This is a genomic window from Spongiactinospora sp. TRM90649 (genome assembly GCF_029382225.1).
In the GTDB taxonomy this organism is placed as follows: domain Bacteria; phylum Actinomycetota; class Actinomycetes; order Streptosporangiales; family Streptosporangiaceae; genus Spongiactinospora.
The window spans coordinates 729,868-756,321 of record NZ_JARLTC010000002.1 but is presented as its reverse complement, the minus strand read 5'-3'; the positions used below and the strand labels follow the sequence as shown (position 1 = coordinate 756,321).

Below are 26,454 nucleotides of genomic sequence, written 5' to 3'. Positions count from 1 at the left end.
TCGGAGCCCGGCTCAGAGCGCCGTCATGTCCTGGGGACGGGAGCCCGTCACCAGGTAGACGACATCGCGGGCCACGCGTACCGCGTGGTCCGCGTACCGCTCGTAGTAGCGGCCGATCAGCGTGACGTCGATGGCCTGCTCGACCGCCCACTTGGAGTCCTTGGCCAGCAGCACCCGGAACAGCCTGCGGTGCAGCCGGTCCATCGCGTCGTCGTCGCCCTCCAGCTCCAGCGCCGCCTCCACGTCGCGCGAGGCCACGCAACTGCCCGCCTTGGTCACCAGGCGTTCGGCGATCTGGCCCATCTCCAGGATCGTGGAGCGCAGCTCCGGCGGGATCGCCGACTCCGGGTGCCGCAACCGGCTGATCTTGGCGACGTGCTCGGCGAGGTCGCCCATCCGCTCCAGGTCCGATCCCATGCGCAGCGCCGTGATGACCATTCGCAGGTCGACGGCCACCGGCTGCTGACGCGCCATCAGGTCGAAGATGGACGCCTCGATCTCCGCGTAGAGGCGGTTGACCTCGTCGTCCTGGGAGATCACACTTTCGGCGAGGTGCAGGTCGGAGTCGAGCAGGGCGGTTGTGGCCCGCGAGATGGCCGACCGCACCAGACGGGTCATTTCGACTAGCCGGTCGGTGAGAGCGTCAAGCTCTTCGTGGTACGCGTCACGCATGTACCAAAGTTACGCGCGCGGCGATGAACGAACTTCGACCACAAAATGAACTTTACGGGAAACGCCGTGGTCAACGGGCATTTACCCGTCGATGACACTGGTCCGTCCGCCTAACATCGAAGGCGTGAGTGGACACATCGGTGGTCCGGCTCCGCTCGGACGCGGGGCTTCCCGGGAGGTTCCGTGAGCGAGTTGCTCGCGAGTCTGTTGGTCTTGGCCGGATTCGTCGTGGGAGCGCTGGCCGTAATGGTCGTGCGCGGCCACGCCGAGAACCGGCGCAGGCCGGCGACCGTGGACGAGACCGACACCACGGCGCTGCCGCACGGCGTCGCGTCGGTGCTCGCCGTCCTGCCGTCCTCGGCCGTGGTGCTCGACCACGAGGACCGCGTCCTGCGCGCCAGCTCGGCCGCGCGGGCGTTCGGGCTCGTCAAGGGCGACCGGATGATGGCCGCCGAACTGCTCGCGCTGGCCAGGAAGGTCCGCAGGGACGGCGAGATCAGAGAGAGCGAGATCGAGGTGGCGGGGCACAAGTTCGGCCAGGAGGCGACCACGTTCGCCGTCCGGGTGGCCCCCCTCGGCTCGCACGGCCAGGTGCTCGTCCTCGCCGAGGACCAGACCGAGCGCCGCCGGGTCGAGGCCGTACGGCGCGACTTCGTGGCCAACGTCAGCCACGAGCTGAAGACCCCCGTCGGGGCGCTCAGCCTGCTCGCCGAGACCATCCAGGACGCCGCCGACGACCCCGAGGCCGTCACCCGCTTCGCGGGCCGGATGCAGCACGAGGCCGCGCGGCTCAACTACCTCGTCCAAGACCTCATCACGCTGTCCCGTATCCAGGGCGGCGAGCCGATCCCCACGCCCGGGCCGGTCCCGGTCGACGAGGTCATCCACGAGGCCATCGACCGCTGCAACACCAAGGCCGCCGCCAAGGACATCACCCTCGTCGCGGGCGGCACCGAGGGCCTGCGCGTCTGGGGCGACGACGAACTGCTCGTCACCGCCCTGCGCAACCTCATCGACAACGCCGTGGCCTACAGCCCCGACCACACCCGCGTGGTGGTCAGCACCCGCCCCGCGGGCGAGGCCGTCGAGGTCAGCGTGAGCGACCAGGGCATCGGCATCCCCGAGTCGGCCCAGGAGCGCATCTTCGAGCGCTTCTTCCGCGTGGACGCCGCGCGGTCCAGGGCCACCGGCGGCACCGGTCTCGGGCTCGCCATCGTCAAACACGTCTCCGTCGCGCACGGCGGTGAGGTGTCGGTGTGGAGCAAGGAGGGCTCCGGAAGCACCTTCACCCTTCGCCTGCCCGCGTTCGGCGGCACGGCGATCGCCGTGCCGCCCAGCTCAACCACGAATCCCCTGGAGGCCGCGAAGTGACCCGCGTACTCGTCGTCGAGGACGAGGAGTCGTTCTCCGACGCGCTGTCGTACATGCTGCGCAAGGAGGGGTTCGAGGTCGCGGTCGCGGCCACGGGCCCCGAGGCGCTCGACACCTTCGACCGCAACGGCGCCGACCTGGTGCTCCTCGACCTGATGCTCCCCGGCCTGCCCGGCACCGAGGTCTGCCGCTCGCTGCGGCAGCGCTCCAAGGTGCCGGTGATCATGCTCACCGCCAAGGACAGTGAGATCGACAAGGTGGTGGGCCTGGAGCTCGGCGCCGACGACTACGTGACCAAGCCCTTCTCATCGCGCGAACTGGTGGCCCGCATCCGCGCCGTGCTGCGCAGACAGGGCGACGTCGAGGAACTGGAGTCGGCCGTCCTGACGGCCGGGCCGGTGCGGATGGACGTCGACCGGCACATCGTGGCGGTGCGGGGGCGTCAGGTGCAGCTCCCGCTCAAGGAGTTCGAGCTGCTTGAGGTGCTGCTGCGGAACGCCGGCCGGGTGCTCACCCGGGGGCAGCTCATCGACCGGGTCTGGGGGGCCGACTACGTCGGCGACACCAAGACCCTCGACGTGCACGTCAAGCGCCTGCGCGCGAAGGTCGAGTCCGACCCGTCGAACCCGAGGTGCATCCTCACGGTGCGCGGGCTCGGCTACAAGTTCGACCCCGTCGAAGACTGAGGTCGACTGAGGCCGACCGAGGCCGACTGAGGCTTCGTATGGGAGCGGCCCGCCGTACCGAGGTGGTACGGCGGGCCGCGTCGTCGTTTCGGTGCCGCCCCGCTCAGTGCGCGGCGGACTCGCTCGGAGTCGGGGTCGGGGCCTCGGCGCTCGGCGACCCGCTCGGGGCCGGGGTCGTGCTGGGGGTGGCCGACGTCGCGCCGCTCGGCGCGGGCGCGGGCGACCAGTTGGCGAACTCCCTGGTGCGCGGGATCACCGGCAGGGTGACCTGCACCGCGCCCGCGTTGGCGAACTGGAGGGTGATCGGGACGTACTCGCCGCCCGCGAGCGGGTTGACGAGTCCCTCGATGACCATCTGCGGCCCCGTGGAGGCCGCCTGCGGCGTCGCGGCGCCCGCCTGGTCTCCGGCCCCCGAGGTGGTCGCCCGCTGCCCCAGCGGCAGGCTGACGGGCGCGGTGAGCTTCACCGTGCCGACGCCCTCGGCGGTGGCTCCGGTGAGCTGGTCGTCGTCTCCGACGAGCTGCTCCTTGTCCTCGCCGATGTTGGCGAGGGTGAGATAGACCGGCGCTGAGCCGCCCTTGGGCAGAGTGTTGCCCGTTTCCGGGCCGAGGACGAACCCCTGGGAGATCTGGATCCCCCGCACGGTGGTGGCCCGTGCCTCGGTGGGCGAGTAGTGCGTGGCGGTCGTGGCGTCGAACCCGGTCGCGCAGCCGGCCAGGGCCGGGGCTGCTGCGAGGAACGCGGCGGCGGCGATCGCCCAGCGGCGGCTGGTGCGGGTCACGGTCGGATTCCCCTTCGCGTGGAGGAGTGTGTCTGGAAGCTCTGAGGAGTGTGCTGAAGCACGGCAACCCTATCCAGCACGCCGTCCGCTCCTCGCCCCGACCCGGCGAACCGGAGACGCTCCCAGGGAAGCCCGATGGCCGCGAATCGCACTCCTGATCATTGCCGAAACGGCTATACCAACGCAGGTCACCCGCTATGTCAGCGTTTGCGATTCACATAGTCGATGGATTGTCAAGCCCTAATATGAGCCTTTGACCTGCAGTTATGGTGATTTCACTGTTCCGGGAGGCTGTGGATGCGTGGTACTCTGGAGTACAGCGGAAGGGGTATCTGTCACATGACTTTCCAGGTCGGCGACACTGTCGTCTACCCCCATCATGGGGCTGCTCGCATCGAAGCCATCACGACCCGGACCATCAAGGGTGCGGAAAGAACCTATCTGGTGCTGAAGGTCGACAAGGGCGATCTCACAGTCCAGGTGCCGGCTGAGAACGCCGAACTCGTCGGCGTGCGCGACGTTGTCGGCCAGGAGGGCTTGGAGCGCGTTTTCGACGTGCTGCGCATGCCGCACACCGAGGAGCCCACCAACTGGTCTCGCCGCTACAAGGCCAACCTGGAGAAGCTGGCGTCCGGCGACGTCAACAAGGTGGCCGAGGTCGTGCGCGACCTCTGGCGGCGCGACAAGGAGCGCGGCCTGTCCGCCGGTGAGAAGCGGATGCTGGCCAAGGCCCGTCAGATCTTGGTGAGCGAGCTCGCGCTCGCCGAGAAGACCAATGAGGACAAGGCCGAGGCCCTGCTCGACGAGGTCCTCAACTCCTGAGCGCGATACTTCCACGGGTGGGCGTCGGAGTCGACGTCCACCCGTTCGCATCCGGTCGCGAGCTGCGTCTCGCCGGGCTGCACTGGCCCGGTGAGACCGGCCTCGCGGGACACTCAGACGGCGACGCGGCGGCCCACGCCGCCTGCGACGCCCTGCTCTCGGCCGCCGGGCTCGGCGACATCGGCGGGCTCTTCGGCACCGCCGACCCGCGCTGGGCGGGCGCCTCGGGCGTGGCCCTCCTCGCCGAGACGGCCCGGCAGGTGCGCGCCGCCGGGTTCGAGATCGGCAACGTGGCGATCCAGGTGATCGGCAACCGGCCCAAGCTGGCGCCCCGCCGTACCGAGGCGGAGAAGACCCTCGGCGCCGCCGTCGACGCGCCCGTCTCGCTCACCGCCACCACCACTGACGGCCTGGGCCTCACCGGCCGCGGCGAGGGCATCGCGGCCGTCGCCACCGCCCTGGTCATTGCCCGAATGTGACCCGTGTTACCAGCGAGATTCGGTTGACTGCCGGGTTTGCTGGGAATCATGTGCATGTCGCAAGTTTTGGCAAAGCACACGCCAACCGGCGCCCCCATACGGGCGTCTCATTAGCGGGACACCGATTAGGTAAACCCGGCGAGCGGCGCGGATGCTCGCCCGAACCTCAAGGGTGGCGGTCCGTCTACTGGCGCGGTGCGGACCGCCACCCGCTTTATTGCCGCGAGAGATTGGGTAAGCCCTCCTATAAGAGACATGTCATCGCAAACGGGGGAGCGCGACATGCTTGGAACCATCATCTCGGCGATCGTGGTCGGCGCCATCATCGGTGTGCTCGCGCGGCTCATCGTCCCGGGCAGGCAGAACATGAGCTGGGGCCTTACGATCATCGTGGGGATCGTGGCCGCTCTGCTCGGCACGCTGGTCGCCCAGTTGTTCGGCGTCGCGACGACACCGGGCATCGACTGGATCGAACTGGCCTTCCAGATCATCCTGGCGGTCATCGGCGTGCTGATCGTGTCCCGTTTGACGACCGGCGGACGAGGTCGGGCTTAGCCGGGCTGACCTGCGAATTCCCGGAATGCACGAATAGTACGGAAATTTCGGGTAGCGGCATCCCCGTGAGAGTGAAGGTCTCGCCCTCACGGGGAGGTTGACATGACCATCGAGTCCATCCTCGGCGCGATCGTCATCGGTGCCGTAATCGGCGCGATCGGCCGGCTCCTGCTTCCCGGCAGGCAGCCGATCGGTTGGATACTCACCATCGTCGTCGGCATCGTCGCAGCCCTCATCGGCACGGCGATCGCCCAGGCGATGCAGGTGGAGACGACACCGGGGATCGATTGGATCGAGCTGGTGATGCAGGTCGTCCTGGCGGTCGTGGGCGTCGGCCTGGTCGCCGGACTTCGACGCGGTGCCCGCTGACCTTCTTCACTGGCGCGATATACGTAAGGCGAGCCGCGCCCCGTGGCGGGCACGACAAGCGCGGCAGACACGCGGCAGACCAAAGGCCGGGCCGAAAGGCCCGGCCTTTGTCTGTTCACAGCCCGCGGCTGCGGGGTGCGTCACTCCTCAGGCGGAACCGGAGTGCTGCGCATCCGGCCGGACGGCGGGCCGGAGTCGGAGCCGCGGCCCTCGCCGTCCTGCTCCTCGCGCTCAGGTGCGGGGTCGCGGTGGGCCGAGGAGTTGGCCACCGCACCCGCCACATGCGCGTCCCACACCTCGTCAGCGGGCTCGTCGGCGGGCTCCTCGGCCTGAGGACGAGAACGCCGGTCGCCCGCGCCGAACACGCGCAGCGGCTGAGTGTCCTGATCCCGCTCGGACACCTCATGCGCCTCATGCGCCTCATCCGCCTCGGCGTCGCTCGCCGCCGGACGCGGGTGCACCAGCACGTCTCCCGGCCGCTTGCGCGGCAGCGTCTTGGCCAGATCGCCCCAGCGGAGCGGAAGGTCCGGAGCGCGCTCCGGCAACTCGTCGCGCGGCTCCTCGACGTCAAGCTCTACGACGGGCTCGGCGAAGGGCTCGACAGCGGGCCGCCGAGCCTCCGGTTCCTCCTCCTCCGGCTCCGGGCCGCCGGGCAGAGGCTTGGGAATCGGCGACGCCCCCGGCTCCCGCTTGGGCAGCGGCGCGACCTGCTCCACAGTGTCCACAGTGTTCGCCGTGTTCGCCGGGTCCGGCGGCGTCGGCGCCGCCAGAACCGGCGCGTGAGCGGGTTCGAACAATGCCCCAGGGGCCCCGGCGTGTCTGGGCGGACCGGGCGGAGTAAAGGGCACGATGTCGTGCTCGACCGCAGGCCGTACGGCCGGCTCGCGGCGCGCCTGCGCGTGCTTGATCATCAGCAGCCAGAGCCAGAGCGCGATCGTCAGCATCACCCAGGGCGCGACGGCCACGCCGATGGCGATGCCGTCGGCGGGAGCGGTCGCGACCGGCGGTACCACGATCAGGCCCAGCGTGGTGAGCACCTCGGCGGCGCCCGCCGCCAGCAGGAGCAGCACCAGCACCGCGCTCGCCTGAAAGCGCACCAGCGCCCGGCCCGTGCGCAGCAGCAGCACGCTGATCAGCGCGACGGCCAGCAGCGCGTCGAATCCGGCGGGGTAGAGATAGGCGAGATCGGGGCGGGCCCGGCCGGCGAGGGCGAGCGCGCGGAGGTCCTCGAAGGACAGCACGCACGCGACCGCGCCCAGCGCGACGACCCCGGCACCCGCCAGCACGATCGCGACGTGGCGCAACGTCAGCCTCGGCCGGCCCTCGCGCCCGATGGGCGTCGCGGAGGGCCGGTCGGTGCGCTGATCGGTGTACGCGGAAGGGCGGGTGTTCGCACCCACCGCCGCGGGGGGAGAGACGTCCATGGCACTTCGAGCCTACAGAAGCCCTCCCGCGCGATCGGTGCAGACTTTGCGTGGGCGTGTGGGGCTAATGACACACATGCCGGATTCTTCATCGCGTGCAGGTGCTACATCGTGGCGTAACCAGGCATGTGAGGCGGGGTGAGGCGTTAGCCTTTGCTACGTGAGCCTGCACCTCTACGACACAAGCACGCGGACGGTCCGCGAATTCGTTCCGATCGAGCCCGGGAAGGTCTCGATCTACCTCTGTGGGGCCACCGTGCAGGCTCCGCCGCACATCGGGCACATCCGCTCGGGCGTCAACTTCGACGTGCTGCGGCGCTGGCTGACCCGGTGTGAGTTCGACGTCACGTTCTGCCGCAACGTCACCGACATCGACGACAAGATCATCAGGGTCGCCGGTCAGGAAGGCGTCCCGTGGTTCGTGGTCGCCGAGCGCAACCAGCGCGCCTTCAGCTGGGCCTATCAGGTGCTCGGCTGCCTGCCGCCCACCGTCGAGCCGCGCGCCACCGGGCACGTTCCGGAGATGATCGAGCTGATGCGGCGCCTGATCGACCGCGGTCACGCCTACGCCTCCGAGGGCGACGTCTACTTCGACGTCGTGTCCTACGCCGACCGCTACGGCTCGCTGTCCAACCAGCGGCTGGAGAACATGCGGCCCGCCGGTGACACCGAGGCCGACACCGCCAAGCGCGACCCGCGCGACTTCGCGCTGTGGAAGGGCGCCAAGCCCGGCGAGCCGACCTGGCCGACTCCGTGGGGGCCGGGCCGTCCCGGCTGGCACCTGGAGTGCTCGGCGATGGCCACGAAGTACCTCGGCGAGACCTTCGACATCCACGGCGGCGGCGTCGACCTGATCTTCCCGCACCACGAGAACGAGCTGACCCAGTCGCAGGCGGCGGGCGACGGCTTCGCCCGCTACTGGATGCACAACGGGCTGCTCGCCATGGGCGGCGAGAAGATGAGCAAGTCGCTCGGCAACTCGCTGCTGATCCCGGAGATGCTGAAGAAGGTCCGGCCGGTCGAGCTGCGCTACTACCTGGTCGCGCCGCACTACCGCAGCCGCATCGACTACTCCGACGAGGCGCTGCAGGAGGCCGCCGCGGCCTACCGCCGCATCGAGGGGTTCGTCACCCGCGCGGCCGAGGTCATCCACGACGTCGACGCGCACGCGCCACTGCCCGTCGAGTTCGCCGCCGCCCTCGACGACGACCTGGGGGTCCCGCAGGCGCTGGCGATCGTGCACGAGGTGGTCCGCGAGGGCAACGTCGCGCTGGCCCAGGGCAACAAGGAGCAGGTCGCCAGGCTGCTCGCCGAGACGCAGAACATGCTCGACGTGCTCGGCCTCGACCCGCGTTCGCCGCAGTGGCGCTCCTCGGGCGACGACTCGGGGCTGCGGATGACCATCGACTCACTGGTCGCCGTGGCGCTGGAGCAGCGGCAGGCGGCCCGCGCCCGAAAGGACTACGCGGCGGCCGACGCCATCCGCGACCAGCTCGCCGCGGCCGGAATCCTCGTGGAGGACACCCCTTCTGGTCCTCGATGGGAAATGGCCCGCTGAACCCCCGATAAGCTTAGGCGTATGGCTGGTGGGGGTAAGAAGGCGGGCAAGCCGTCCAAGCGTAAGGGCGCGACCCGGGGCACGGGCGGCCAGCGCCGCAGCGGGCTCGAAGGGCGCGGCGCGACCCCGCCCGCCCACATGCGGCACTGGTACAAAGACCGGCAGAAGCCCCCGGGCGCCGCGTCCGGCTCCGACACGGGCTCTTCCAGCACGTCCGCGTCCCAGATCCGTGCCCGGCGCCCCCGCCGCGACGACGCGCCCGAGGTCATGGGCGGCCGCAACCCGGTGGTCGAGGCCCTGCGCGCCGCCATCCCGGCCACCACGCTCTACGTCGCCCAGCGCATCGACAACGACGACCGCGTGCGCGAGGCCATCAAACTCGCCACCGACCGGGGCATCGCCCTCCTCGAGGTCTCCCGCGACAAGCTCGACCGGCTGACCGACGGCGCCGTCCACCAGGGGCTCGGGCTGCAGCTCCCGCCGTACGAGTACGCCCACCCGGAAGACCTCGTGACGGCCGCCCTCAACGCCGCGGAGCCCGCCCTCATCGTCGCCCTCGACGGCGTCACCGACCCGCGCAACCTCGGCGCCATCGCCCGCTCCGCCACCGCCTTCGGCGCCCACGGCCTGCTCATCCCCTCCCGCCGCTCCGCCGGAGTCTCAGCGGGCGCCTGGAAGACCTCCGCGGGCACCCTCGCCACCATGCCGGTCGCCCGCGCCGCCAACCTCACCGCCGCCCTGCGCCAGTACCGCGAGTCCGGCCTCTTCGTCGTCGGCCTCGACGGCGAGGCCAGCACCGACCTCGCCGCCGTCGACCTCCTCACCGAGCCCCTCGTCGTCGTCGTCGGCTCCGAGGGCAAGGGCCTCTCCCGCCTCGTCCGCGAAACCTGCGACACCGTCGCCCGCATCCCCATCCACGCCGCCGCCGAATCCCTCAACGCCGGCGTCGCCACCGGCATCGCCCTCTACGAAGCCGCCCGCCACCGCCGCCGCTGACCACCACGCAAGCCCTCATGGTGACGCTGAGCGTTCACGACGACTAGACTTGGTGAGTCGTCGCCGACGTAGCTCAATCGGCAGAGCGGCTGTCTTGTAAACAGCAGGTCAGGGGTTCGATTCCCCTCGTCGGCTCGCACGTCAAAGGCCCCTTGCGCTTACCGCGAGGGGCCTTTTGCTAACGGGTTTGCTAACAGCGGCTCCGTCACGCCGCCGGGCTGTTGATCGCCTCAGCGAAGACCTCGGCCGCCGTGGCCATCTGCTCGGAGATCACGTGCGCGTAGACGCGAAGCGTGATCGCCGGGTCCGTGTGCCCGAGCCGGGCCGCCACGACGTGTACGGCCACGCCCGCCAGGAGCAGTGTCGTCGCGTGGAGGTGCCGCAGGTCGTGCAGACGAGCCGGAGGGAGCGGTACGGCTGGCTTGGGGCCGCCCTTCGGCGCGTTGTAGGCCGCGATGAACGTACGCACCAGCGACGACACGGTGTCGGGGTAGACGGGCTCACCGAAGCCTGTGACGAAGACGTAGTGCTGTCCGTTCTTCCATTCCTCACCGGCCTTGAGCTGTTCGGCCTCCTGCCGCTCACGGTGATCCTGGAGGACCTTGACCGTCTCGCCGTCCAGGCTGACGGTCCGCGATCTGCCGTTCTTGGTGGTGCCTTCGACGCGTCGGCGATCGATCACGTTCGTCGTGCCGGTGATGCGGATCTGCCGTCCTTCGAAGTCGACGTCACGCCAGCGGAGATTCAACAGTTCACCCCGACGAGCGCCGCTGTAGGCGGCCAGGTGAAAGAAGGCGTACAAGCGATGCGGGCGGGCGTGGGTGAGAAAGGCGCGGAGTTGGGCGGTGGTCCATATCGTCCCAGCTTCAGGGGTGTCCGTGCGCGGGAGCTTGGCCCGTTCCGCCGGGTTGCTGGGCAGCAGTTCCTCGACCTCCACAGCATCACGCAGGGCCTTTCTCATTACGGTGTGGACGTAGCGGACCGTGCGGGCGGACAGCGCCTTGCCCTTCGCTCCGCCGCTGGTGTGGAGATCTCGATAGAGCTTGGTCAGGGTGGCGGGTCGGATGGCCTGAAGGCGAAGGCCCCCGATGCGCGGCACGATGTAGAGCCGGATCATCAGCCGGTAGTCGCGGAGCGTCTTGGGTTTGATTTCGATGGCGTGGCCGTTGATCCATTCCTCCATGTACTCGGCGACAGTGACCGCGTTCCGGTCTACGTACTCACCGCGCCGAGCCTTGACGCGCGCGTCGTCGCGGGCCTCCTTGGCGTCGTTCTCGGTCGCGAACCCGCCGACCCATTTGGGCTTGCTGGTGCCTGTCTCGGGATCCTTAACGCGGATTACGTATGACCAGGTGGAACCGCGCTTCATCACGCCGTCGCGAAGCTTCGGCGTGCTCGTCTTGGCCTTCTTGCCGGGGTCTGGGAAGCAGCAGCGCTGGTCAAGGTGTGCTCTCCTCTGCGATCAGCGCGGCGACATACGTCTCCAGAGCGGACAGGGGGATACGGCGAGAGCGATCGATGTGGAGATAAGGAATCTCTCCGGCGTCCATCAGGCGGTAGAGCTTGGCCCGGGAAATGGCCAGCGCTTCCGCTGCTTCAGGGACGCGCAGGAGGAGGCGGGTCAAAGCCCGCTGCCCTTCGTAGGCGACTGGTTCAGCGCTGCGGCGATGAGGGCGTCTCCGAGGCTGTAGCCGCGTCCGGTGTATTGCCATTCGGCGACGACGAGCACGGTGTCTTCGTCGAAGAGCGGGAGGCGGCCGGTGGTGATCGTCTGGTCGCGGGCGTGGGTGGCGCGGTCGGCGCGGATTTGGCCGAGGGTGGTGGAGTAGCGGCGGGAGCGGGTGGAGAAGTGGCCTCGGAAGCCGAGCATGTGGGCCCAGGCGGTGAGGCGGAGATCGGTCAGGTCGTCGAGGGCTCCGAGGCGGAGGCATTCGGCGATGAGGCGGCGGGCGTGCGGCCGGATGGGCAGGGCGGTGAGGTCTTCCAGGGGTTTGATGCGGCGGTCGAGGGTGCCGACGCATTCGGCGGCTTTGGTGGCGTACTTGGCGACGTATCCGGCGACGGCTTGTTCGGTGAGGTCGCCGTTCGTGGTGATGGGGCGGATGTCGAGTTGGGTGCCCCAGCGCAGGGTGTGGCCGTGGGCGGTGGCGGTGACGGCGGTCGCGGCGTGCTGGACGGCGGCGGTGAGTAGGTCGGTGGTGGCCCAGGCCGGTGGTGTGGTGGTCGGGCCGGTGCGGCCGTCCAGGCGGATGATGGCGTGGAAGTGGACGACGCCGCGTCGCTGGTATTCGGCGACCTTGGCGAAGGAGAGGACCAGGTGGCGGCGTAGCTCGGTGAGGGTGAGGCCGCCGAGTTTGGCGAGTTGCCAACGCAGGGCGTCGGTGAAGCGTTTCCACAGCAGCGGGGCCAGGGCGTTGAACAGAACGCTGGCGGTGTAGTCGTAGCAGTCCGGGCAGAGCGGCTCGCCGAGGCGCGGGTCGTCGGGGTGGTGTTTGGCGATGCAGGACATGGTCCGGCCGTGCGGGCAGATCGGGGCGTCGCGGCGGGGGTGGCAGGAGCGGTTGCCTGCCCGGGTGTGGACGGGGCCGAAGGACGGGGCGGTCAGGGTGACGAACAGCGTGGGATGGGTGGTGACCGTTTCCGGGACGCCTTTGCCACCGGCCAGGCCGGCGCGGATGAGGTGGTAGGTGTCGGCGCGGTAGGTCTCGGCGCAGGACGGGCAGCGGGAGGCGCGGCGGGTCTTGCACGGGACGCGAAGCAGGCCGTCAGGTTCGGTGCGGGTGGTGTAGCGGTGGAGCAGGGCGCCGGTGGCGCGGTCGTGGTGTTCGACCTTGCCGCGCAGGTGGATGGGCTGTCGGCAGCCGCCGATCTTTCGGGTCTGGGTGGCCCAGCGGGTGTAGTCCTGGTGGTTCAGACGGGTGATGGCGGTGCGGATCGCGTGCGCGTTTGCGGTGGATGTGGGCATGATGGTGGTCTCCTTTCGCTCGTTCGGGTGAAGGGATGGCCCCCGACCTGGCGGTTGTCTTGGCGGATGTACGGCCAGGCCGGGGGCGTCGGCGGGGTTCAGCAGAAGCCGAGCCCGTCGCAGTGGCGGCAGGTGTCGCCGTAGGAGTCGACTCCGGTGCCGCCGCAGTGGCAGCAGCGCCAGCGTTGCGGCTGGGGCTCAGGCTCGGGCGGCTCGTCGGTGTCCATGTGGGGTGTCACCTCCTTTCGCTGGTGGTGTGGTCGGGGCGGACGCAGCCGGAGTAGCTGGTCTCGGCGGCATGGCGGGCGCGGGCGTCGGCGAAGATGGCCAGGGCCTTGTACTCGACCGGGCCGAAGTGGATCGATGTGCTGTAGTGGCCGCAGTCGGCGTCTTCGATCTCGGCCGGTGTGCCGAGACGGGCGGCGATCTGGTCGATGGCGGCGCGCATCGTGGTGTCGTCGGCGCGGGCCGGGAAGTGGTGGGCGGTGAGGTACGGCGGAGCCGGGACGGCCGGGTTGGCGTCCAGGAAGTCGGCCAGGGCGCGTAGTCCGGTGGTGAAGGCGGTTCGGTCGGGGCCGTTCATGATGTGTCTCCTTTCATCAGGCGGGTTCGGGTGTGATGCGCAGGGCTTGGAGGAGGTCAGAGGCGAGCTGGTGGGAAACGCCCAGGCGGGCGCGCAGCGCGTCGCAGGTGATGGGCTCGCCGTGCCGGGCGTGGTGTTCGTCGGCGACACGGCGGGCGTAGTCGATGAGGGTTGAGGACGGTGCTGGAGCCTCGTCTTGGGCGACCTGTTGTTCGTCCTCTTCGGGGAGCGGTTCCGAGGTGGTGGCGCGGCGTTCGAGCATGGACACGGCGATCAGAAACGCGCCCGCCGGGGTGGCAGCGGTGATCCACCCCCACACGCTTGGGGCGGCCTGGTGCAGATTGGCCGCCAAGGACAGGACGACGCCGCCGGTCAGGACGAGGGCGGGCCAGGAGATCGGCCCGCGCCGGGTACGGCCGGTCTTCTTGTCGCGTTGCCGTTCGCGGGCGGCCATGACGCAGGTCAGATCGACGCACACGGCGATGGCGTAGGACATCCAGCCGGTCTGGCCGCTCTGGTGCGCGGTGTCGCGGATGTGGGTGAACGATCCGGCACCCGCGATGACGGCCAGGACCACGACGGGTCCGGTGTCCAGCAGTCGGCAGGCGAGGCGTCGCATCGTGTCCCCTTTCCTTGATCAGGCGTTCTGTAGTTCGGTGGGCCTGGTGGTGGTGATCTCGGCCCAGGACGGGGCGAGGTCGGCGTACATCCGAGCGGCGTGTTCGGCGGCCTGCTCGCTGACGTAGAAGGAGCGGGCGCGGTACCACTGGCCGTCGGAGGAGGCGACGATGGCCACGCCGGGTGTCTCGGCCGGGATGGTCCGGGCGGAGGCCAGGGCGGCGGGGTCGAGGTCGCCGAGGGTCATGGTGGCGGTCTCCGGATCGTTGACCCGATGACAGATCCGCCCGGAGCACTGAGCACGGAGCGCGGTAACGCCGGGGCCAAGGTCGGAGCCGATGCGCTGGCCGCAGCAGAACAGGTAGATGCCGAACGCCCGGCCGAGCTGGGCGACGCGCAGCAGGGCCGTGGAGGTATGGGCGATCTCGTCCTTCTCGGACTTGTCGGCCATCAGGTACAGCTCGGCCAGCTCGTCGACCAGGGCCACGATCGGGGTCGGGCGGACGGCCGGGGCGAGTTGCCAGATGTTGCGCGCGCCCGCCGTCCGGCACAGCCCCATACGCTCGGTCATCAGCGTCACCAGGTCATCGAGCAACGCGACGGACTCGGTGCGGCAGGTGGCCAACGCTGAGAGCCGGGGCGCGTAGGGGGTGAACTCCACGCCGCCCTTGAGGTCGAAGCCGACCAGCGCGACCGGCTGCGGCGCCAGGCCGACGATGAGCACGTTGGCGAGGTTGGACTTGCCGGACTGGGTGGCTCCGGCGTTCAGCCAGTGCGGGACGACCCGGAAGTCGATCGTCCACGGGCCGCCGGTCTCCAGCCGTCCCACGGTGACCTTGAGCAGGTCACTGGAGGGTGGTAGCTCGTTGACGGTGACCAGCGGATCGCGGATCGTCGCGGCCAGCACGACCCGCCCCGGCCGGGGCGAGGAGACCCGTACGGCGTGCACGCCCCACGAATGCGCCAGCCGCTCGGCCGCTGCCGCGTAGTCGTCCGGGATCTGCCCTTCCAGCGTGTGGACGGTGACCCGCCAGCCGTACCGGGTGGGCAGCGGCAGCCACATGAACGGCTTGGTGTCCACGGCGACCCGCTGGAAGCGCCGCCGTACCTGCACCAGGCCGGTCGAGGCGATCGCGCCGGGCACGGTGGTGAACCACCAGCGTTGCCGCTTCTTGGTCAGCCCGCAGCCGAGCGCGATCTTGCGCCAGGTCGCCCGGACGGTGATCGCGTTGAGCGGGTAGCCGATGACCAGCCAGAACGACGCGGGGTGCCAGCGGCGCCAGGCCCACAGCCCGGCCCCGAGGAGGGCCAGGACTGCGAGCGGCAGGTGCAGCGATTCAGGCACTCTTGGCCCCCGTGGCCGGGACCATGGTGGCGGCGCGGTAGGAGATGCCCCAGCGGCCGGCCATCTCCCAGACGTAGCCGACCAGCCCGACCGGGGTGACTTCGTCGCCGGGCGACACGGCGGGCTCGCCGACGGTGCCGATCTTGACGAGTTCGATGCGGTCGGAGTCGTCCTCGACCGACAGCATCACCTCGTAGATGGTCTGGCCGCTGGACTTGTCGGTCTTGAGTTCGCCGGTCTCGCGGTTGAGCAGGCGGGGCCGGGGCGGTTTGACGCAGGTGAAGCGGAGTCGGCCGGTGTCGACCGGGATCGGGATGTTGCGCATGTGCTGTGACCTCCTCTTTCGTCGTGAGCAACATAGTTAACCTAGTTGGCTCAGTTGTCAATGTGCTCTCGGTTGGCTTGGTTGAAACTTCGTGATGTGATGACAGAGGCCGCTCCCCGCGCTCGCGGGGATGAGCCTCGGGTTCCTCTGGTGGAGCCTGCGAATGCTTGCTCCCCACGCTCGTGGGGATGAAGGGGAGCGATGATCAAGAAGACCGGCCAGCCCGGCTACCTTCAGATCGCCGACGACCTGCGCCAGCAGATCCACGGCGGATCCCTCGCGCCCGGCGCCGCGCTGCCGTCCACGGCCCAGCTCGCCGAGACGTACGACGCGTCGCTGTCGGTGGTGAAGATGGCCGTCGGGATCCTGCGCAACGAGGGCCTGGTCGTCGGCCAGCAGGGCAAGGGCGTGTTCGTCCGCGACGACGTCGCCCCGGGGCCGTCGGCCGATCTTGCCGGGGAGGTCAGTGAGCTGCGCACCGCTGTGCGGGACCTGTCCGTACGGCTGGCGCGGGTCGAGTCGCTGCTGCCCGAGTCCACTGAACGCCCGGCCTCGCCGTCCTGACGTGACAGCCGGTCACCCGTCGCGCCAGTGACGCGGCCGCGCTCTTGGGCGGGTGGGCGAGGCTCATCATCTTGTCCTCACGGCGGATGCCGATCAGCACGGCCGCGTAGCCGACGAGCAGAGCGGCCCCGAGCACCGCGGCGATGATCAGCGGAAGCATCGTCATCATCGGGTCACCCCCGGCCTGCCGGTACGGCGCGACCCGCGCGGCGGACGGCGGTCATCGCGCGACCTGCTGAGGTTCCTCTGACGGGCGGCCTGCCGCCTGCGCCAGCGGTCCCACGCCAGGCACTTGCGGCAGCGGTCGCGTCCCTCCTCCAGACGCGCGCCGCACTCACACGCCGCGCTCTCGCCCGGCTGAGGATCTTTGCTACTCATGATCACTCCTCTCGGTCACTGTCCGTAACTGCTTGCGATACCGAGAGTGCGCCGAGACGGCAGGACGAGATCACTGCACGACGGGACATGTTCAAGACGTCCGGCGTACCATTGCCAGGTCCCCGGACGTCCTTATGGGCAGGTGAGATGGCGAACGAGCGGCTGCGCGCGGCGTTGCTCCAGCGCGGTGCGCAGGTGAGCGACCTGGCCGAGGCGACCGGCGTCGATCCCAAGACCGTCGAGCGGTGGATCACCCAGGCCCGCACGCCGTACCGCCGTCACCGGTTCGCCGTGGCCGCGTTCCTGGGCATGGAGGAGTCCTACCTGTGGCCCGAAGCCCTGTCGCGTGAGCAGGTGGCCGCCGCCTCCGAGAGCGAGGTCGTCACCCTCTACCCGCATCGCTGGGCCGTGCCGCGCGATGCGTGGGGACGGCTGTTCGGCGAGGCCGACCAGGAGATCGGCGTGCTGGTCTACAGCGGCATGTTCCTCGCGGACGACGCCGGGATGGTCCGGCTGTTCGGGCAGAAGGCCGACGCGGGGACGCGGGTGCGGATCCTGCTCGGCGACCCCGAATGCCCTGAGGTCGCCCAGCGCGGTGCGGACGAGGGCATCGATGACGGCATGGCCGCCAAGATCCGCAACGTGCTGGTGCTGTACCGGCCGCTGATCGGCCGCGACAACGTCGAGATCCGGCTGCACGACACGGTGCTGTACAACTCCATCTACCGCGGAGACGATCAGTTGCTGATCAACACGCACATCTATGGCACTCCAGCCGGGAACGCGCCGGTGCTGCACCTGCGCAAGGTCGTCGGCGGGGACATGGTCGCCACCTACCTCGACAGCTTCGAACGCATCTGGACCGGCGCCCGACCGGTGGGGTCCTGACGTGGCCCGCCGCATCGACTTCTACGACGACCCGGACGCCCCCGCGCCCAACAGCCTCGTCCCCTCGGTCAACGTCGTGGTCACCAACGACGCCGGGGACCTGCTGATGATCCGCCGCAGCGACAACGACAACTGGGCCGTGCCCGGCGGTGCGATCGACCTGGGCGAATCCCTCCCGGATGCGGCCGTTCGGGAGACGCTGGAGGAGACCGGCATCCGCTGCGAGATCACCGGCCTGGTCGGCACCTACACCGACCCGCGCCACGTGATCCTCTACACCAGCAACGGCGAGGCCCGCCAAGAGTTCTCCATCGTCCTGACCGCCCGCCCGGTGGACGGCGAGCCGACTCCGAGCGATGAGTCGCGCGAGGTCCGCTGGATCCCCGCAACTGATGTCGCCGCCTTGCCGATGGACCGCTCGATGCGGATGCGGATCGAGCAGCACCTACGCCGGGCAGGCGAGCCGTACATCGGCTGAGGCCAGCCTGTCGCCGACGTCGCGGACGGCGGCCAGGATGTACGGCGTGGCCTCGGTGAGGGTGTCGCCGCCGCCCTCGGGGATGTCGTGCCGTACGCGGATCTCCGTGATCCGCTCGCCGACGCTGATCGGGACGCCGTCAGGGCTGGTCGTCATGTCGCAGAAGGTCAGGGCCTCCACCAGATCCGGTCGCGTCATCGGGAACTCGGCCAGCAGCACATCGAGCAGCCCCTTCTCGGCGGCGTCCAGCACCGCGCACGTGTGGTGGGCCACCAGGCGGCACAGCGTCTCGTCCGCCCCGTGCACGTCCCGCAGATAACGCGCCCCGTCCAACGGATGAAACCCGGTACCCGCCAGGTCGGGGGCGTATCCGATGTCGTGCAACCACGCCGCCATCGCCAGCAACTCGGCATCACCGCCGAGGATCGGCGCGATCATCTCCCCGCGCCGGCCGACCCCGCGCGAATGCTCCCACCGGCGTGGCAACGGCCCGGCCAGCAGGCTCTCGGCCACGTCGCGCGCCCACTCGATTCCTCGCATGTCCGCCACGATAGGCAGCCACCCCGGGGACGCATCCACCCCGCGGCCGGGACGTCTGCAGACGTCCCAAATGCACCGATCAGCGCACATACCTGCCCACGCCCTGCTTTACACCGATCAGGCCGTCCCGCTCCAGCTCGGCTAGCGCCCGGCGCACGGTGTTCCGCGACGTCTCATACCGCCGCTGCAACTCCGCCTCGCTCGCCACCCCCGACCCCGTCCGCAACTCTCCCCGTTGGATCTGCTCCCGCAGCTCACGCGCGATCAGCCGATACCGGTACGGCTCGGCGTCGTCGCCTCCCGCCACCTCGCGCCCCTTGGCCGCGTGCGTGACGATGAGCCCCTCATCGGCCAGGATCGCCAGCGCCCGCCGTACCGTGTTCCGCGCCACCATGAACTGCCTGCACAACGCCTTCTCCGACGGCAGAAGCGCCCCGGGCGGGTACTCGCCCGAGGCGATCCGCTTGCGCAACCGGTCGGCGATCTGCGTGTAGATCCGCCACCCGGTCAGTAACTCGGCCACCGTCACCGATCTCAGGGCAGGTACGCCCGTGCGGCGTTGCCCAGGTTGAACGACAGCTCACCCTGCTCGCCGGGGTGCCAGCCCGCCAGGGCCGCCTCGCGGATGCGGTCGGCCGCGTACCCGACGTCGGTGCATGAGACCCGCTCGTCGGCCTGGTCGCCCCAGTAGAACCACAGGAACGCCAGGTGCACGGTCACCTTGCGCACCCTGTCGTCCGCGTCGGTGACGTCCAACCAGGGCCGTTTGTCGTCTTCCCCGGCGGCGAGGACGACGATCACGCCGTGCTCGACCAGCTCGTCGCGCAACCTCCCCAGCAGCGTCAGCTGATAGGCGCGTTGCTGCTCTTGAATCTTGGTCATGGGCCAGGTCCCTTCACCTTGCTCGTTGCCTGGTGGAAAGCCTGGTCAGAGCGCTGGAACCTCTACACCACAACTCAGGGACGTCTAGGGACGTCTTATGTTAGCGTCGCAGCACCAGCCCGCCCGCGAAAGGTGCCCGCCATGAACGACCACCTACGCGCCGCACTCACCCGGGCCCGCCTGACCACCACCGACATCGCCGCCCGCCTCGCCGTCGACCCCAAAACCGTCGACCGCTGGCTCCATGGCCGCACCCCTTACCAGCGCCACCGCTGGGCCCTCGCCGACCTCCTCGACCTCGACGAAGCCGACCTCTGGCCCGACCTGGCCCCCGGTGACCACCCCGCCAGCCCCGAACTCCAAGCGGTCTACCCCCACCGCTGGATGGTCCCCCGCACCGTCTGGCGCCGCCACTTCGAACGCGCCACCCAGCAGATCGACATCCTCACCTACAGCGGCCTCTTCCTCGCCGAAGACACCGGCCTCCTCCACCTCCTGGCCACCCAGGCCCGCGCCGGCGTCCACATCCGCATCCTTCTCGGCGACCCCGACAGCCCCGCCGTAGCCGCCCGAGGCGAAGAAGAAGGCATCGGCCCCGACGTCATGGCCGCCCGCGTCCACAACGCCATCACCCTCTACCGCCCCCTCACAGCAGTCGACGGCATCGACCTACGCCTCCACCGCACGATCCTCTACAACTCCCTCTACCGAGCCGACGACCGGCTCCTCATCAACCCCCACATTCATGGCACCCCCGCCGCCAAAGCCCCCGTCATCCACCTCCACACCACAGGAGACGACGGAGCCACCAACACCTACCTCGACAGCTACAACCGCATCTGGGCTACCGCCACACCATGCAGCTGACCAGGGCGCACGCGCGGTCCAAGATCGAAAGAAACTTGTCTTCTCGTCATCAAGGGCCGAGCCGCCTGCGGCGTCCCGGCCGCGCGTCGGCGGGAAGCTGGCCCGGCTGCGGCTCTTCGGCCGGTCCGGGCCAGCGCCGCCCACGCGCGAGAGTCCACGGCGCGACGGACTCTGAGATAAAGCTCCGCGAGGAACAGTCGATCGTCTTCGGCTGTCTGTTGAACATCGTAGAGTTCTGCATACTCCTGGTGTGATTTCGCGGTGCGCGGGAGCGCGCCGTCGACTGTGATGGGAACGAGGCGCAGTGACCATAGCCGCGACGGTGCATGACGTCATCAAGTCCATCCGTGACAGCTCCGATGTGAACCGCGATCGCGGTACTCGCTTTGAAGAGTTGATGGTCCAGTACCTCAGCACCGATCCGCAGTGGACCGAGCAGTTCACTCGCGTGTGGATGTGGGCTGACTGGCCGGGGGCCGAGCACGACATGCGGGACACCGGCATCGATCTGGTCGCCCAGGATCGCGAGACTGGGGGCTTCTGTGCCATCCAGTGCAAGTTCTACGAACCCCAGCACACCATCAGCAAAGCGGACATCGACTCCTTCTTCACCGCCTCCGGCAAGGGCGGCTTCACCCGTCGAATGATCATCTCCACGACGGAGAAGTGGACCGACCACGCCGAAGAGGCCCTCAACGATCAGCAGATCCCAGTAACTCGTCTCGGCTTGGCCGACATCGCGAACAGCCCGGTGGAATGGCACCTGAACGAGGCCATCGAAGAGCACATCGAGATGACCTTGAAGGGAAAAAAGAAGCCGCGCAAGCACCAGCAAGAAGCGATCGACGACGTCTTCAAGGGCTTCACCGAGCACAACCGAGGCAAGCTGATCATGGCTTGCGGTACGGGCAAGACTTACACCAGCCTGAAAATTGCCGAGCGGGTGCAGAAGGAACGCGCCCTGTCGGGAGCGGGGGAGCACACCAACATTTTGTTCCTTGTCCCCTCGATTGCCCTGCTATCTCAGGCCTTGCGCGAGTGGTCGTATGAGGCCGAGGTGACTCTACGTGCCTTCGCCGTGTGCTCCGACACGAAGGTCGGCAAACAGCAGGCTGCTGGCGACGACAACGACATGGCCATCCATGATCTGGCACTGCCCGCCACCACCGACCCGGATCGCTTGATCCAGCAGATGGCCAGTGTGGAGGCTACTCCTGGACTGACGGTGGTCTTTTCCACCTACCAGTCCATCGCCACGATCTCGGCGGCACAGAAGAAGGGCCTGCCTCGCTTCGACCTGATCCTCTGCGATGAGGCTCACCGAACCACCGGCGTCACACTGTCGGGCCACGATGAGTCGGCATTCGTCCGAGTTCATGACGACACGTACCTCAGCGCTGATCGCCGTCTCTACATGACCGCCACACCGCGCATCTACAAGGAGCAAGTCAAGGCCGACGCGGCCAAAGCGGACGCGCTCCTGACCTCAATGGACGACGAGCAACAGTACGGCCGACAGTTCCATCATCTGGGCTTCGGCAAGGCGGTGGAGCGGGGGTTGCTTACCGACTACAAGGTCCTGATCCTCACCATCGACGAGGGCGTAGTCGCCAAGACTCTCCAGGACGGCTTGGCGGGCGGCGGGTCTGAGCTGAACCTGGGCGACGCAGCGAAGATCATCGGTTGTTGGAACGCGCTAGCCAAGCGCACGGGGACCTTCGCCGACGGTTCCGGTTTCGCCGAGGGCGAGGCGCCCATGAAGCGGGCCGTGGCCTTCTCTCGATCTATCGCAGATTCGAAGATGATCACGGCTCGTTTCAACGAGGTCGTCGACGCTTACGACGACCCTGACGATGGAGTGCTGGAGTGTGAGGTCGACCACGTCGACGGCACCTTCAACACCCTGCGACGTAACAGGCTGCTGGACTGGCTCAAGCAAGACCCCGGCCCTGCCAAAGCCCGGATCCTGTCTAACGCCCGCTGTCTGTCCGAGGGGGTCGATGTCCCCAGTCTGGACGCAGTGCTCTTCCTGCACCCTCGCAACTCCGTGGTCGACGTCGTTCAGTCGGTCGGGCGAGTGATGCGCCTGGCCCCTGGCAAGAACTATGGCTACATCATCCTGCCCGTCGCCGTGCCTGCCGGGGTGGCACCAGAAAGGGCTCTCGCCGAAAACCAGCGTTTCAAGACCGTCTGGGAAGTCCTCCAGGCCCTCCGTGCCCACGACGACCGCTTCGATGCCACTGTCAATCAGATCGAGCTGAACAAGAAGAAGCCTGATAACAAGATTGGCATCGGTCACATTGGCCCCGGCGACGAGTCGGTTGGCGACAAGGACGGTTCAAGCACCGAGGACAGCGCGAAGGACGCCAAGGAGAAGGAAGCCGAGAGCGCTCAGCACATCCAGGAGACGCTGTTCAACGTCAGCGACTGGCGGGACGCGATCTATGCCCGCATCGTCGTCAAGGTCGGCGAGCGTCACTACTGGGAGGACTGGGCCAAGGACATTGCTCAAATCGCTGACCGCCACGTCACGCGTATCAAGGCCGCGCTGGTTTCCCCCGAGAAACGAGCTGCCCTCGAAGAATTCGTCAACGAACTGCGGTCGAATTTAAACCCTCGGGTCAGCGAGACCGACGCCGTTGACATGCTCGCCCAGCACATTGTTACCAAGCCCGTCTTCGATGCCCTATTCAAGGACTATCGCTTCACTGACCACAACCCGGTCTCCAAGGCCATGCAGCGGATGCTTGACATCCTCGACGATCAAAGTTTGGGTGCCGAAGCCAAAACCTTGGAGGACTTCTACAACTCGGTGAGAGTGCGCGCCGAGGGAATCGACAACCACGAGGGCCGTCAGCGCGTCATCGTCGAGCTATACGACAAGTTCTTCAAAACCGCCCTGCCGAAGACCGCCGATGCGCTCGGCATCGTCTACACCCCTATCGAGGTTGTCGACTTCATCATCCGTTCCGCAGAGAATGCCTTGACCAAGCACTTCGGACGCTCACTGACCGACCAGGGCGTTCAGATCATCGATCCGTTTGTCGGTACCGGCACCTTCCCTGTGCGTCTCTTGCAGTCCGGCTTGATCAAGCCGGCGGATCTACTCCGCAAGTACACGTGTGAACTTCACGCCAACGAAGTCGTTTTGCTCGCGTACTACATCGCTGCCATCAACATAGAGGCCGCTTTCCACGATCTTAACGGCGGCGAATACCAGCCTTTCGAGGGCATCGTGCTCACTGATACCTTCCAACTCGCTGAGGGCAATGCCACCTTTGAGGGCATGGAGGTTATGGAGGGCAACAGTGAGCGAGCGAAGAAGCAGCAGAAGCAGAACATCACTATAGTTATCGGCAACCCGCCATACTCGGTGGGGCAGGATAGCCAGAACGACGACAACCAGAATCTAAAGTACGACGTCCTGGACGAGCGAATCAGAGACACTTATGCCGCACGCTCTACAGCCACATCTACTCGGACGCTGTACGACTCCTACATTCGCGCCTTTCGGTGGGCTTCTGACCGGGTAAAAAACGAAGGAATCGTCGCGTTCGTATCCAACGGTGGCTATATAGACGGCAACACCTATGACGGCCTGCGGAATGCTCTCACCAGCGAGTTTGATGCGATCTACTGCTACAACCTACGAGGCAACCAGCGCACGACTGGTGAGCAATCCCGTATGGAGGGAGGAAAGATTTTCGGCTCTGGCAGCCGGAACACAGTCGCTATCCTTATTCTCGTCAAGGGTGGAAATATTGCCGATGCGGATAGCGAATGCTCGCTGTACTACCGTGACATTGGTGACTACCTCCCTCGCGAAGAGAAGCTCCGAATTCTCAGCTCGCAAGACCTCTACTCGGTTGATTGGCAGCAGATCACTCCGAATGAGGACGGAGATTGGGTCAACCAGCGAGACGAACGGTTCGCCACCTTCCAAGCTCTCGTCCGAAGCGAAAAGGCGGCAAGTTCGGATTCTGTCTTCGCAGCTCACTCCCTTGGGCTGGGGACAAATCGCGATGCCTGGGTCTACAACTACTCCAAGCAACGCCTTATCGAGAATGTCAAGTCAACAATCGACTTCTACAACGACCAGATAGATAAGTTCGTCGAGCACTGTCGAGCTAGGGGAATCACTCGTGCAAAGACAGAGGACGCCGAGAGGTTCGTCGATCGCAATCCCAAGAAGATTAGTTGGTCCTCTAGTCTGATTCCTAAGGTGGCTCGTGGCAAGCGAATTGAGTTCGACTCAAGTCGCGTGGCTACTAGCTTGTACCGCCCGTTCAGCCGTCAGTCAGTTTATTTCGATCGGGATCTCAATCACAGGCCCGGCAAATTGCCGCAGATGTTCCCCTTGCAGGAGTCCGGGAATTTTGGAATCTATGTCAACGGCTTCCATGCGACGGCTGACTTTGCGGTCCTAGCCACAGATCTCGTCCCGTGTCTTGACGTGTTTGGCAAGGGTGGATATCTCTTCCCTCGCTTCACTTACCATGAGGTCAGTAGCGAGGACAATCTTTTCTCTGCGTCTGAGCAAGAGGGCGGCCCTGAGAAAGCCGACAACATTACCAACAGTGCTTTGGTCGCCTACCGCACTACATACGCAGACTCCGCGATCACAAAGGATGATATCTTTTACTACACATACGGCCTGCTCCATTCGAGCGATTACCGAGAGCGCTACGCCGCTGATTTGAAGAAGGCTCTCCCGCGGATTCCAAAGGTACGTGACTTCCGTGGCTTCACTGAGGCCGGCCGGAAGCTCGCTGACCTGCATATCCGTTATGAGCAGGTCGAGCCGTACAAGGGCATCGTGGAGACGGTCACCGGCGACACGACCGGCACCCCGCCCCACGAGCTGTATCGTGTCGCGAAGATGAAGATCCCGAAAACCAAGGGGCAGCCGGACCGTTCGACGATCATTTACAACACCCGAGTTACCCTGACCAACATCCCGGAAGAGGCGTACCGCTACAAGCTCGGCGCGCGCTCCGCGATCGAATGGATCATCGACCGGTATCACGTGAAGCCCGATAAGGACTCCGGCATCATCAACGACCCCAACGACTGGTCTGACGATCCGCGCTACATCATTGACCTCCTCAAGCGGATCGTGACGATCAGCCTGGAGACGATGAAGATCGTGGACAATCTCCCCCCGTTGGAGATCTTGGATTAGACGTATCGGCTGAGGCGTGTGGCTCGTTGCAGCGGGCAGTTTAGGGCGCGGGTTGGCCGCTCACCGCACGACGAGCACCCCCACCGCCAACCTGAGAAAGCCCCGGCCTAAGAGCTGGAGGCCAGTTACGGGACGTCAACGGCCCTCAGGCCCGTACTACTGCTGCTTCGAGTGGAGAACTTCGCTCACCTGAGAGCGGCGGTAGTGCGGCCCCTCACCGCGGCCTCTTCCGTACCTGCCCTTGGACCTACGAGGGAGCCCCTGTGAGCAGGGTGTTTGTGGTTCAGTGGCCACATCTGCTTACTCTCGAATGGAGAGGCCCCGGCCTCCTGTATGGGTGGCGGCCGGGGCGGGGCTCAACGACCCTTGGGGTCGGAGCTTTTCCTCCGTGTGTTGGCGCCCTGTCGCTCTGTAAGGGCATTCTTCCCACGACTCCTGGATGGCCGCGGGGTCTTTCCTTGTGTGGCCTTTCTTGGTTGACCCTTGCCGACTCGGTCACGATCCTCGCTAGAGGGACCGACAGAGCCGTTCTTCTTCTCTTCAAGGAGGATTTCGATCGACGAGGCTCGCACGTGCAGCTTGCTCTCTTCTGCGCCGTTGGCCTTCGCTGACAACAAAGGCTCCAGGACATGGCGGCGGTAGAAGTAGAGTCGCAAACCGTCACACAGTGTGTGAATCAGTCTGCGAAGCCCCACGCCGAGCAGTATGCCGACCACGCCCAAGGCGTAATCGGCCATCGTCGATCTAGTCCCCCTTCATCTCCCTACTTCGGCCCTCCACGGGCCACCACCTCCTTACTAGGATGTTTCGAGCATACATTTGCATGCCCGTGTTCCTGGCAGGGCACCGATTTTGGCCAGTTTTAAGGTCCGCCATAAACTCTTTGCGGCACGCTCCGATCACCCTGTTTCAGTCCCTCGAAGGGCTGCGAGCAGGGAGAAGTGACAGAATCGTGTAGGATCGACGCGGCGCGGTGATTTCGACAACCCCCGCCCCAACAGGGCTGGGGCCGTGACGATCGCGGACTTCGGTGCCCATCTCACGGGCTGGGGCGATCACCGCCGAGGCCCTCCTTTGTCGGGCCTCGGCACTGGGCGTGACGGTATCTCTGACGGCCACGCTGACG

General features: G+C 67.2%; 28 protein-coding genes and 1 tRNA gene. 14 read left to right on the top strand and 15 right to left on the bottom strand.

Annotated features, from left to right (window positions below; genetic code table 11):
* Nucleotides 1-12: 12 nt before the first annotated feature.
* Nucleotides 13-672 (bottom strand): phosphate signaling complex protein PhoU, encoded by a 660-nt coding sequence (gene phoU / locus P3X83_RS03635; protein ID WP_277303029.1) that lies wholly within the window; start codon nt 670-672, stop codon nt 13-15.
* A 246-nt stretch (nt 673-918) separates the two neighbouring features.
* On the opposite strand from phoU, the gene P3X83_RS03630 reads away from it, so the two are divergent.
* Nucleotides 919-2,043: an ATP-binding protein gene (locus tag P3X83_RS03630; RefSeq protein WP_277303509.1), complete on the top strand. Its 1,125-nt coding sequence runs from the start codon at nt 919-921 to the stop codon at nt 2,041-2,043.
* On the top strand, nt 2,040-2,729 hold the full coding sequence (locus P3X83_RS03625; protein ID WP_277303028.1) for a response regulator transcription factor: 690 nt from the start codon (nt 2,040-2,042) through the stop codon (nt 2,727-2,729). Before P3X83_RS03630 ends, P3X83_RS03625 begins: the two co-directional genes overlap by 4 nt.
* A gap of 103 nt (nt 2,730-2,832) precedes the next feature.
* Here the strand turns inward: P3X83_RS03625 and P3X83_RS03620 are convergent, their stop codons facing one another.
* A complete protein-coding gene (locus tag P3X83_RS03620) occupies nt 2,833-3,510 on the bottom strand; it encodes a copper chaperone PCu(A)C (protein ID WP_277303027.1) in 678 nt (225 codons plus the stop codon).
* Nucleotides 3,511-3,849: 339 nt separating this feature from the next.
* On the opposite strand from P3X83_RS03620, the gene P3X83_RS03615 reads away from it, so the two are divergent.
* The 4 genes from P3X83_RS03615 to P3X83_RS03600 all read left to right on the top strand — a co-directional run bounded on the left by P3X83_RS03615 (nt 3,850) and on the right by P3X83_RS03600 (nt 5,735).
* Nucleotides 3,850-4,332 (top strand): CarD family transcriptional regulator, encoded by a 483-nt coding sequence (locus P3X83_RS03615; RefSeq protein WP_238499483.1) that lies wholly within the window; start codon nt 3,850-3,852, stop codon nt 4,330-4,332.
* Between the two features lie 17 nt (nt 4,333-4,349).
* Complete coding sequence (gene ispF / locus P3X83_RS03610) at nt 4,350-4,811, top strand: 2-C-methyl-D-erythritol 2,4-cyclodiphosphate synthase (protein WP_277303026.1); 462 nt, start codon at nt 4,350-4,352, stop codon at nt 4,809-4,811.
* Nucleotides 4,812-5,093: 282 nt separating this feature from the next.
* A complete protein-coding gene (locus tag P3X83_RS03605) occupies nt 5,094-5,366 on the top strand; it encodes a GlsB/YeaQ/YmgE family stress response membrane protein (RefSeq protein WP_277303025.1) in 273 nt (90 codons plus the stop codon).
* A gap of 102 nt (nt 5,367-5,468) precedes the next feature.
* A complete protein-coding gene (locus tag P3X83_RS03600) occupies nt 5,469-5,735 on the top strand; it encodes a GlsB/YeaQ/YmgE family stress response membrane protein (RefSeq protein ID WP_277303024.1) in 267 nt (88 codons plus the stop codon).
* Between the two features lie 140 nt (nt 5,736-5,875).
* Here P3X83_RS03600 and P3X83_RS03595 read toward each other — a convergent pair whose 3' ends face one another.
* The gene (locus P3X83_RS03595; protein WP_277303023.1) at nt 5,876-7,159 is read right to left on the bottom strand and encodes a DUF2637 domain-containing protein; all 1,284 of its coding nucleotides are present in this window, start codon (nt 7,157-7,159) and stop codon (nt 5,876-5,878) included.
* Nucleotides 7,160-7,319: 160 nt separating this feature from the next.
* On the opposite strand from P3X83_RS03595, the gene cysS reads away from it, so the two are divergent.
* From cysS to P3X83_RS03580, 3 genes are all read left to right on the top strand, one after another.
* Entirely contained in the window at nt 7,320-8,717 is a 1,398-nt protein-coding gene (gene cysS, locus P3X83_RS03590) for a cysteine--tRNA ligase (RefSeq protein WP_277303022.1), read from the top strand.
* A gap of 21 nt (nt 8,718-8,738) precedes the next feature.
* Nucleotides 8,739-9,713, top strand: a complete 975-nt coding sequence (rlmB, locus tag P3X83_RS03585; protein WP_277303021.1) for a 23S rRNA (guanosine(2251)-2'-O)-methyltransferase RlmB — start codon at nt 8,739-8,741, stop codon at nt 9,711-9,713.
* A 62-nt stretch (nt 9,714-9,775) separates the two neighbouring features.
* Nucleotides 9,776-9,848 (top strand) — tRNA-Thr (locus P3X83_RS03580).
* Between the two features lie 70 nt (nt 9,849-9,918).
* Here the strand turns inward: P3X83_RS03580 and P3X83_RS03575 are convergent.
* From P3X83_RS03575 to P3X83_RS03540, 8 genes are all read right to left on the bottom strand, one after another.
* Nucleotides 9,919-11,082, bottom strand: a complete 1,164-nt coding sequence (locus P3X83_RS03575) for a tyrosine-type recombinase/integrase (protein ID WP_277303020.1) — start codon at nt 11,080-11,082, stop codon at nt 9,919-9,921.
* Between the two features lie 70 nt (nt 11,083-11,152).
* On the bottom strand, nt 11,153-11,338 hold the full coding sequence (locus P3X83_RS03570; protein WP_277303019.1) for a helix-turn-helix domain-containing protein: 186 nt from the start codon (nt 11,336-11,338) through the stop codon (nt 11,153-11,155).
* The gene (locus P3X83_RS03565) at nt 11,335-12,678 is read right to left on the bottom strand and encodes a replication initiator (protein ID WP_277303018.1); all 1,344 of its coding nucleotides are present in this window, start codon (nt 12,676-12,678) and stop codon (nt 11,335-11,337) included. The genes P3X83_RS03570 and P3X83_RS03565 overlap by 4 nt, the downstream gene beginning before the upstream one ends.
* A gap of 98 nt (nt 12,679-12,776) precedes the next feature.
* Nucleotides 12,777-12,905 carry a hypothetical protein gene (locus P3X83_RS03560; RefSeq protein ID WP_277303017.1) on the bottom strand — a complete coding sequence of 43 codons (129 nt, stop codon included), beginning with the start codon at nt 12,903-12,905 and terminating at the stop codon, nt 12,777-12,779.
* Nucleotides 12,906-12,913: 8 nt separating this feature from the next.
* On the bottom strand, nt 12,914-13,261 hold the full coding sequence (locus P3X83_RS03555; protein ID WP_277303016.1) for a hypothetical protein: 348 nt from the start codon (nt 13,259-13,261) through the stop codon (nt 12,914-12,916).
* 16 nt (nt 13,262-13,277) lie between these two features.
* Nucleotides 13,278-13,880, bottom strand: coding sequence for a DUF2637 domain-containing protein (locus P3X83_RS03550; protein ID WP_277303015.1), 603 nt, complete (start codon nt 13,878-13,880; stop codon nt 13,278-13,280).
* 18 nt (nt 13,881-13,898) lie between these two features.
* Nucleotides 13,899-15,224, bottom strand: coding sequence for an FtsK/SpoIIIE domain-containing protein (locus P3X83_RS03545; RefSeq protein ID WP_277303014.1), 1,326 nt, complete (start codon nt 15,222-15,224; stop codon nt 13,899-13,901).
* Nucleotides 15,217-15,549, bottom strand: a complete 333-nt coding sequence (locus P3X83_RS03540) for a hypothetical protein (RefSeq protein ID WP_277303013.1) — start codon at nt 15,547-15,549, stop codon at nt 15,217-15,219. Before P3X83_RS03540 ends, P3X83_RS03545 begins: the two co-directional genes overlap by 8 nt.
* A gap of 201 nt (nt 15,550-15,750) precedes the next feature.
* Here P3X83_RS03540 and P3X83_RS03535 point away from each other — a divergent pair, with 201 nt between their 5' ends.
* Entirely contained in the window at nt 15,751-16,113 is a 363-nt protein-coding gene (locus P3X83_RS03535) for a winged helix-turn-helix domain-containing protein (protein ID WP_277303012.1), read from the top strand.
* A gap of 165 nt (nt 16,114-16,278) precedes the next feature.
* Here P3X83_RS03535 and P3X83_RS03530 read toward each other — a convergent pair whose 3' ends face one another.
* Nucleotides 16,279-16,491 (bottom strand): hypothetical protein, encoded by a 213-nt coding sequence (locus P3X83_RS03530; RefSeq protein WP_277303011.1) that lies wholly within the window; start codon nt 16,489-16,491, stop codon nt 16,279-16,281.
* Between the two features lie 147 nt (nt 16,492-16,638).
* Here P3X83_RS03530 and P3X83_RS03525 point away from each other — a divergent pair, with 147 nt between their 5' ends.
* Nucleotides 16,639-17,379 (top strand): helix-turn-helix transcriptional regulator, encoded by a 741-nt coding sequence (locus tag P3X83_RS03525; protein ID WP_277303010.1) that lies wholly within the window; start codon nt 16,639-16,641, stop codon nt 17,377-17,379.
* A 1-nt stretch (nt 17,380) separates the two neighbouring features.
* Nucleotides 17,381-17,857 (top strand): NUDIX domain-containing protein, encoded by a 477-nt coding sequence (locus tag P3X83_RS03520; protein ID WP_277303009.1) that lies wholly within the window; start codon nt 17,381-17,383, stop codon nt 17,855-17,857.
* On the opposite strand, the gene P3X83_RS03515 is transcribed toward P3X83_RS03520, so the two are convergent.
* From P3X83_RS03515 to P3X83_RS03505, 3 genes are all read right to left on the bottom strand, one after another.
* A complete protein-coding gene (locus P3X83_RS03515; protein ID WP_277303008.1) occupies nt 17,825-18,397 on the bottom strand; it encodes an HD domain-containing protein in 573 nt (190 codons plus the stop codon). The genes P3X83_RS03520 and P3X83_RS03515 overlap by 33 nt on opposite strands.
* 79 nt (nt 18,398-18,476) lie before the next feature.
* A complete protein-coding gene (locus tag P3X83_RS03510) occupies nt 18,477-18,920 on the bottom strand; it encodes a GntR family transcriptional regulator (protein WP_277303007.1) in 444 nt (147 codons plus the stop codon).
* A gap of 11 nt (nt 18,921-18,931) precedes the next feature.
* A complete protein-coding gene (locus P3X83_RS03505) occupies nt 18,932-19,279 on the bottom strand; it encodes a hypothetical protein (protein WP_277303006.1) in 348 nt (115 codons plus the stop codon).
* A gap of 141 nt (nt 19,280-19,420) precedes the next feature.
* Here P3X83_RS03505 and P3X83_RS03500 point away from each other — a divergent pair, with 141 nt between their 5' ends.
* On the top strand, nt 19,421-20,146 hold the full coding sequence (locus tag P3X83_RS03500) for an XRE family transcriptional regulator (protein ID WP_277303005.1): 726 nt from the start codon (nt 19,421-19,423) through the stop codon (nt 20,144-20,146).
* Nucleotides 20,147-20,450: 304 nt separating this feature from the next.
* A complete protein-coding gene (locus P3X83_RS03495) occupies nt 20,451-25,328 on the top strand; it encodes a type ISP restriction/modification enzyme (RefSeq protein WP_277303004.1) in 4,878 nt (1,625 codons plus the stop codon).
* The last annotated feature ends 1,126 nt before the right edge of the window (nt 25,329-26,454 follow it).

Bases quoted from the DNA above. Each gene is read 5' to 3' on its own strand.
- phoU (WP_277303029.1), bottom strand. From the start codon at position 672: ATGCGTGACGCGTACCACGAAGAGCTTGACGCTCTCACCGACCGGCTA.
- P3X83_RS03630 (WP_277303509.1), top strand. From the start codon at position 919: ATGGTCGTGCGCGGCCACGCCGAGAACCGGCGCAGGCCGGCGACCGTG.
- P3X83_RS03615 (WP_238499483.1), top strand. From the start codon at position 3,850: ATGACTTTCCAGGTCGGCGACACTGTCGTCTACCCCCATCATGGGGCT.
- P3X83_RS03605 (WP_277303025.1), top strand. From the start codon at position 5,094: ATGCTTGGAACCATCATCTCGGCGATCGTGGTCGGCGCCATCATCGGT.
- P3X83_RS03600 (WP_277303024.1), top strand. From the start codon at position 5,469: ATGACCATCGAGTCCATCCTCGGCGCGATCGTCATCGGTGCCGTAATC.
- P3X83_RS03595 (WP_277303023.1), bottom strand. From the start codon at position 7,159: ATGGACGTCTCTCCCCCCGCGGCGGTGGGTGCGAACACCCGCCCTTCC.
- rlmB (WP_277303021.1), top strand. From the start codon at position 8,739: ATGGCTGGTGGGGGTAAGAAGGCGGGCAAGCCGTCCAAGCGTAAGGGC.
- P3X83_RS03575 (WP_277303020.1), bottom strand. From the start codon at position 11,082: ATGAAGCGCGGTTCCACCTGGTCATACGTAATCCGCGTTAAGGATCCC.
- P3X83_RS03565 (WP_277303018.1), bottom strand. From the start codon at position 12,678: ATGCCCACATCCACCGCAAACGCGCACGCGATCCGCACCGCCATCACC.
- P3X83_RS03560 (WP_277303017.1), bottom strand. From the start codon at position 12,905: ATGGACACCGACGAGCCGCCCGAGCCTGAGCCCCAGCCGCAACGCTGG.
- P3X83_RS03555 (WP_277303016.1), bottom strand. From the start codon at position 13,261: ATGAACGGCCCCGACCGAACCGCCTTCACCACCGGACTACGCGCCCTG.
- P3X83_RS03550 (WP_277303015.1), bottom strand. From the start codon at position 13,880: ATGCGACGCCTCGCCTGCCGACTGCTGGACACCGGACCCGTCGTGGTC.
- P3X83_RS03540 (WP_277303013.1), bottom strand. From the start codon at position 15,549: ATGCGCAACATCCCGATCCCGGTCGACACCGGCCGACTCCGCTTCACC.
- P3X83_RS03535 (WP_277303012.1), top strand. From the start codon at position 15,751: ATGATCAAGAAGACCGGCCAGCCCGGCTACCTTCAGATCGCCGACGAC.
- P3X83_RS03530 (WP_277303011.1), bottom strand. From the start codon at position 16,491: ATGAGTAGCAAAGATCCTCAGCCGGGCGAGAGCGCGGCGTGTGAGTGC.
- P3X83_RS03525 (WP_277303010.1), top strand. From the start codon at position 16,639: ATGGCGAACGAGCGGCTGCGCGCGGCGTTGCTCCAGCGCGGTGCGCAG.
- P3X83_RS03515 (WP_277303008.1), bottom strand. From the start codon at position 18,397: ATGCGAGGAATCGAGTGGGCGCGCGACGTGGCCGAGAGCCTGCTGGCC.
- P3X83_RS03505 (WP_277303006.1), bottom strand. From the start codon at position 19,279: ATGACCAAGATTCAAGAGCAGCAACGCGCCTATCAGCTGACGCTGCTG.
- P3X83_RS03500 (WP_277303005.1), top strand. From the start codon at position 19,421: ATGAACGACCACCTACGCGCCGCACTCACCCGGGCCCGCCTGACCACC.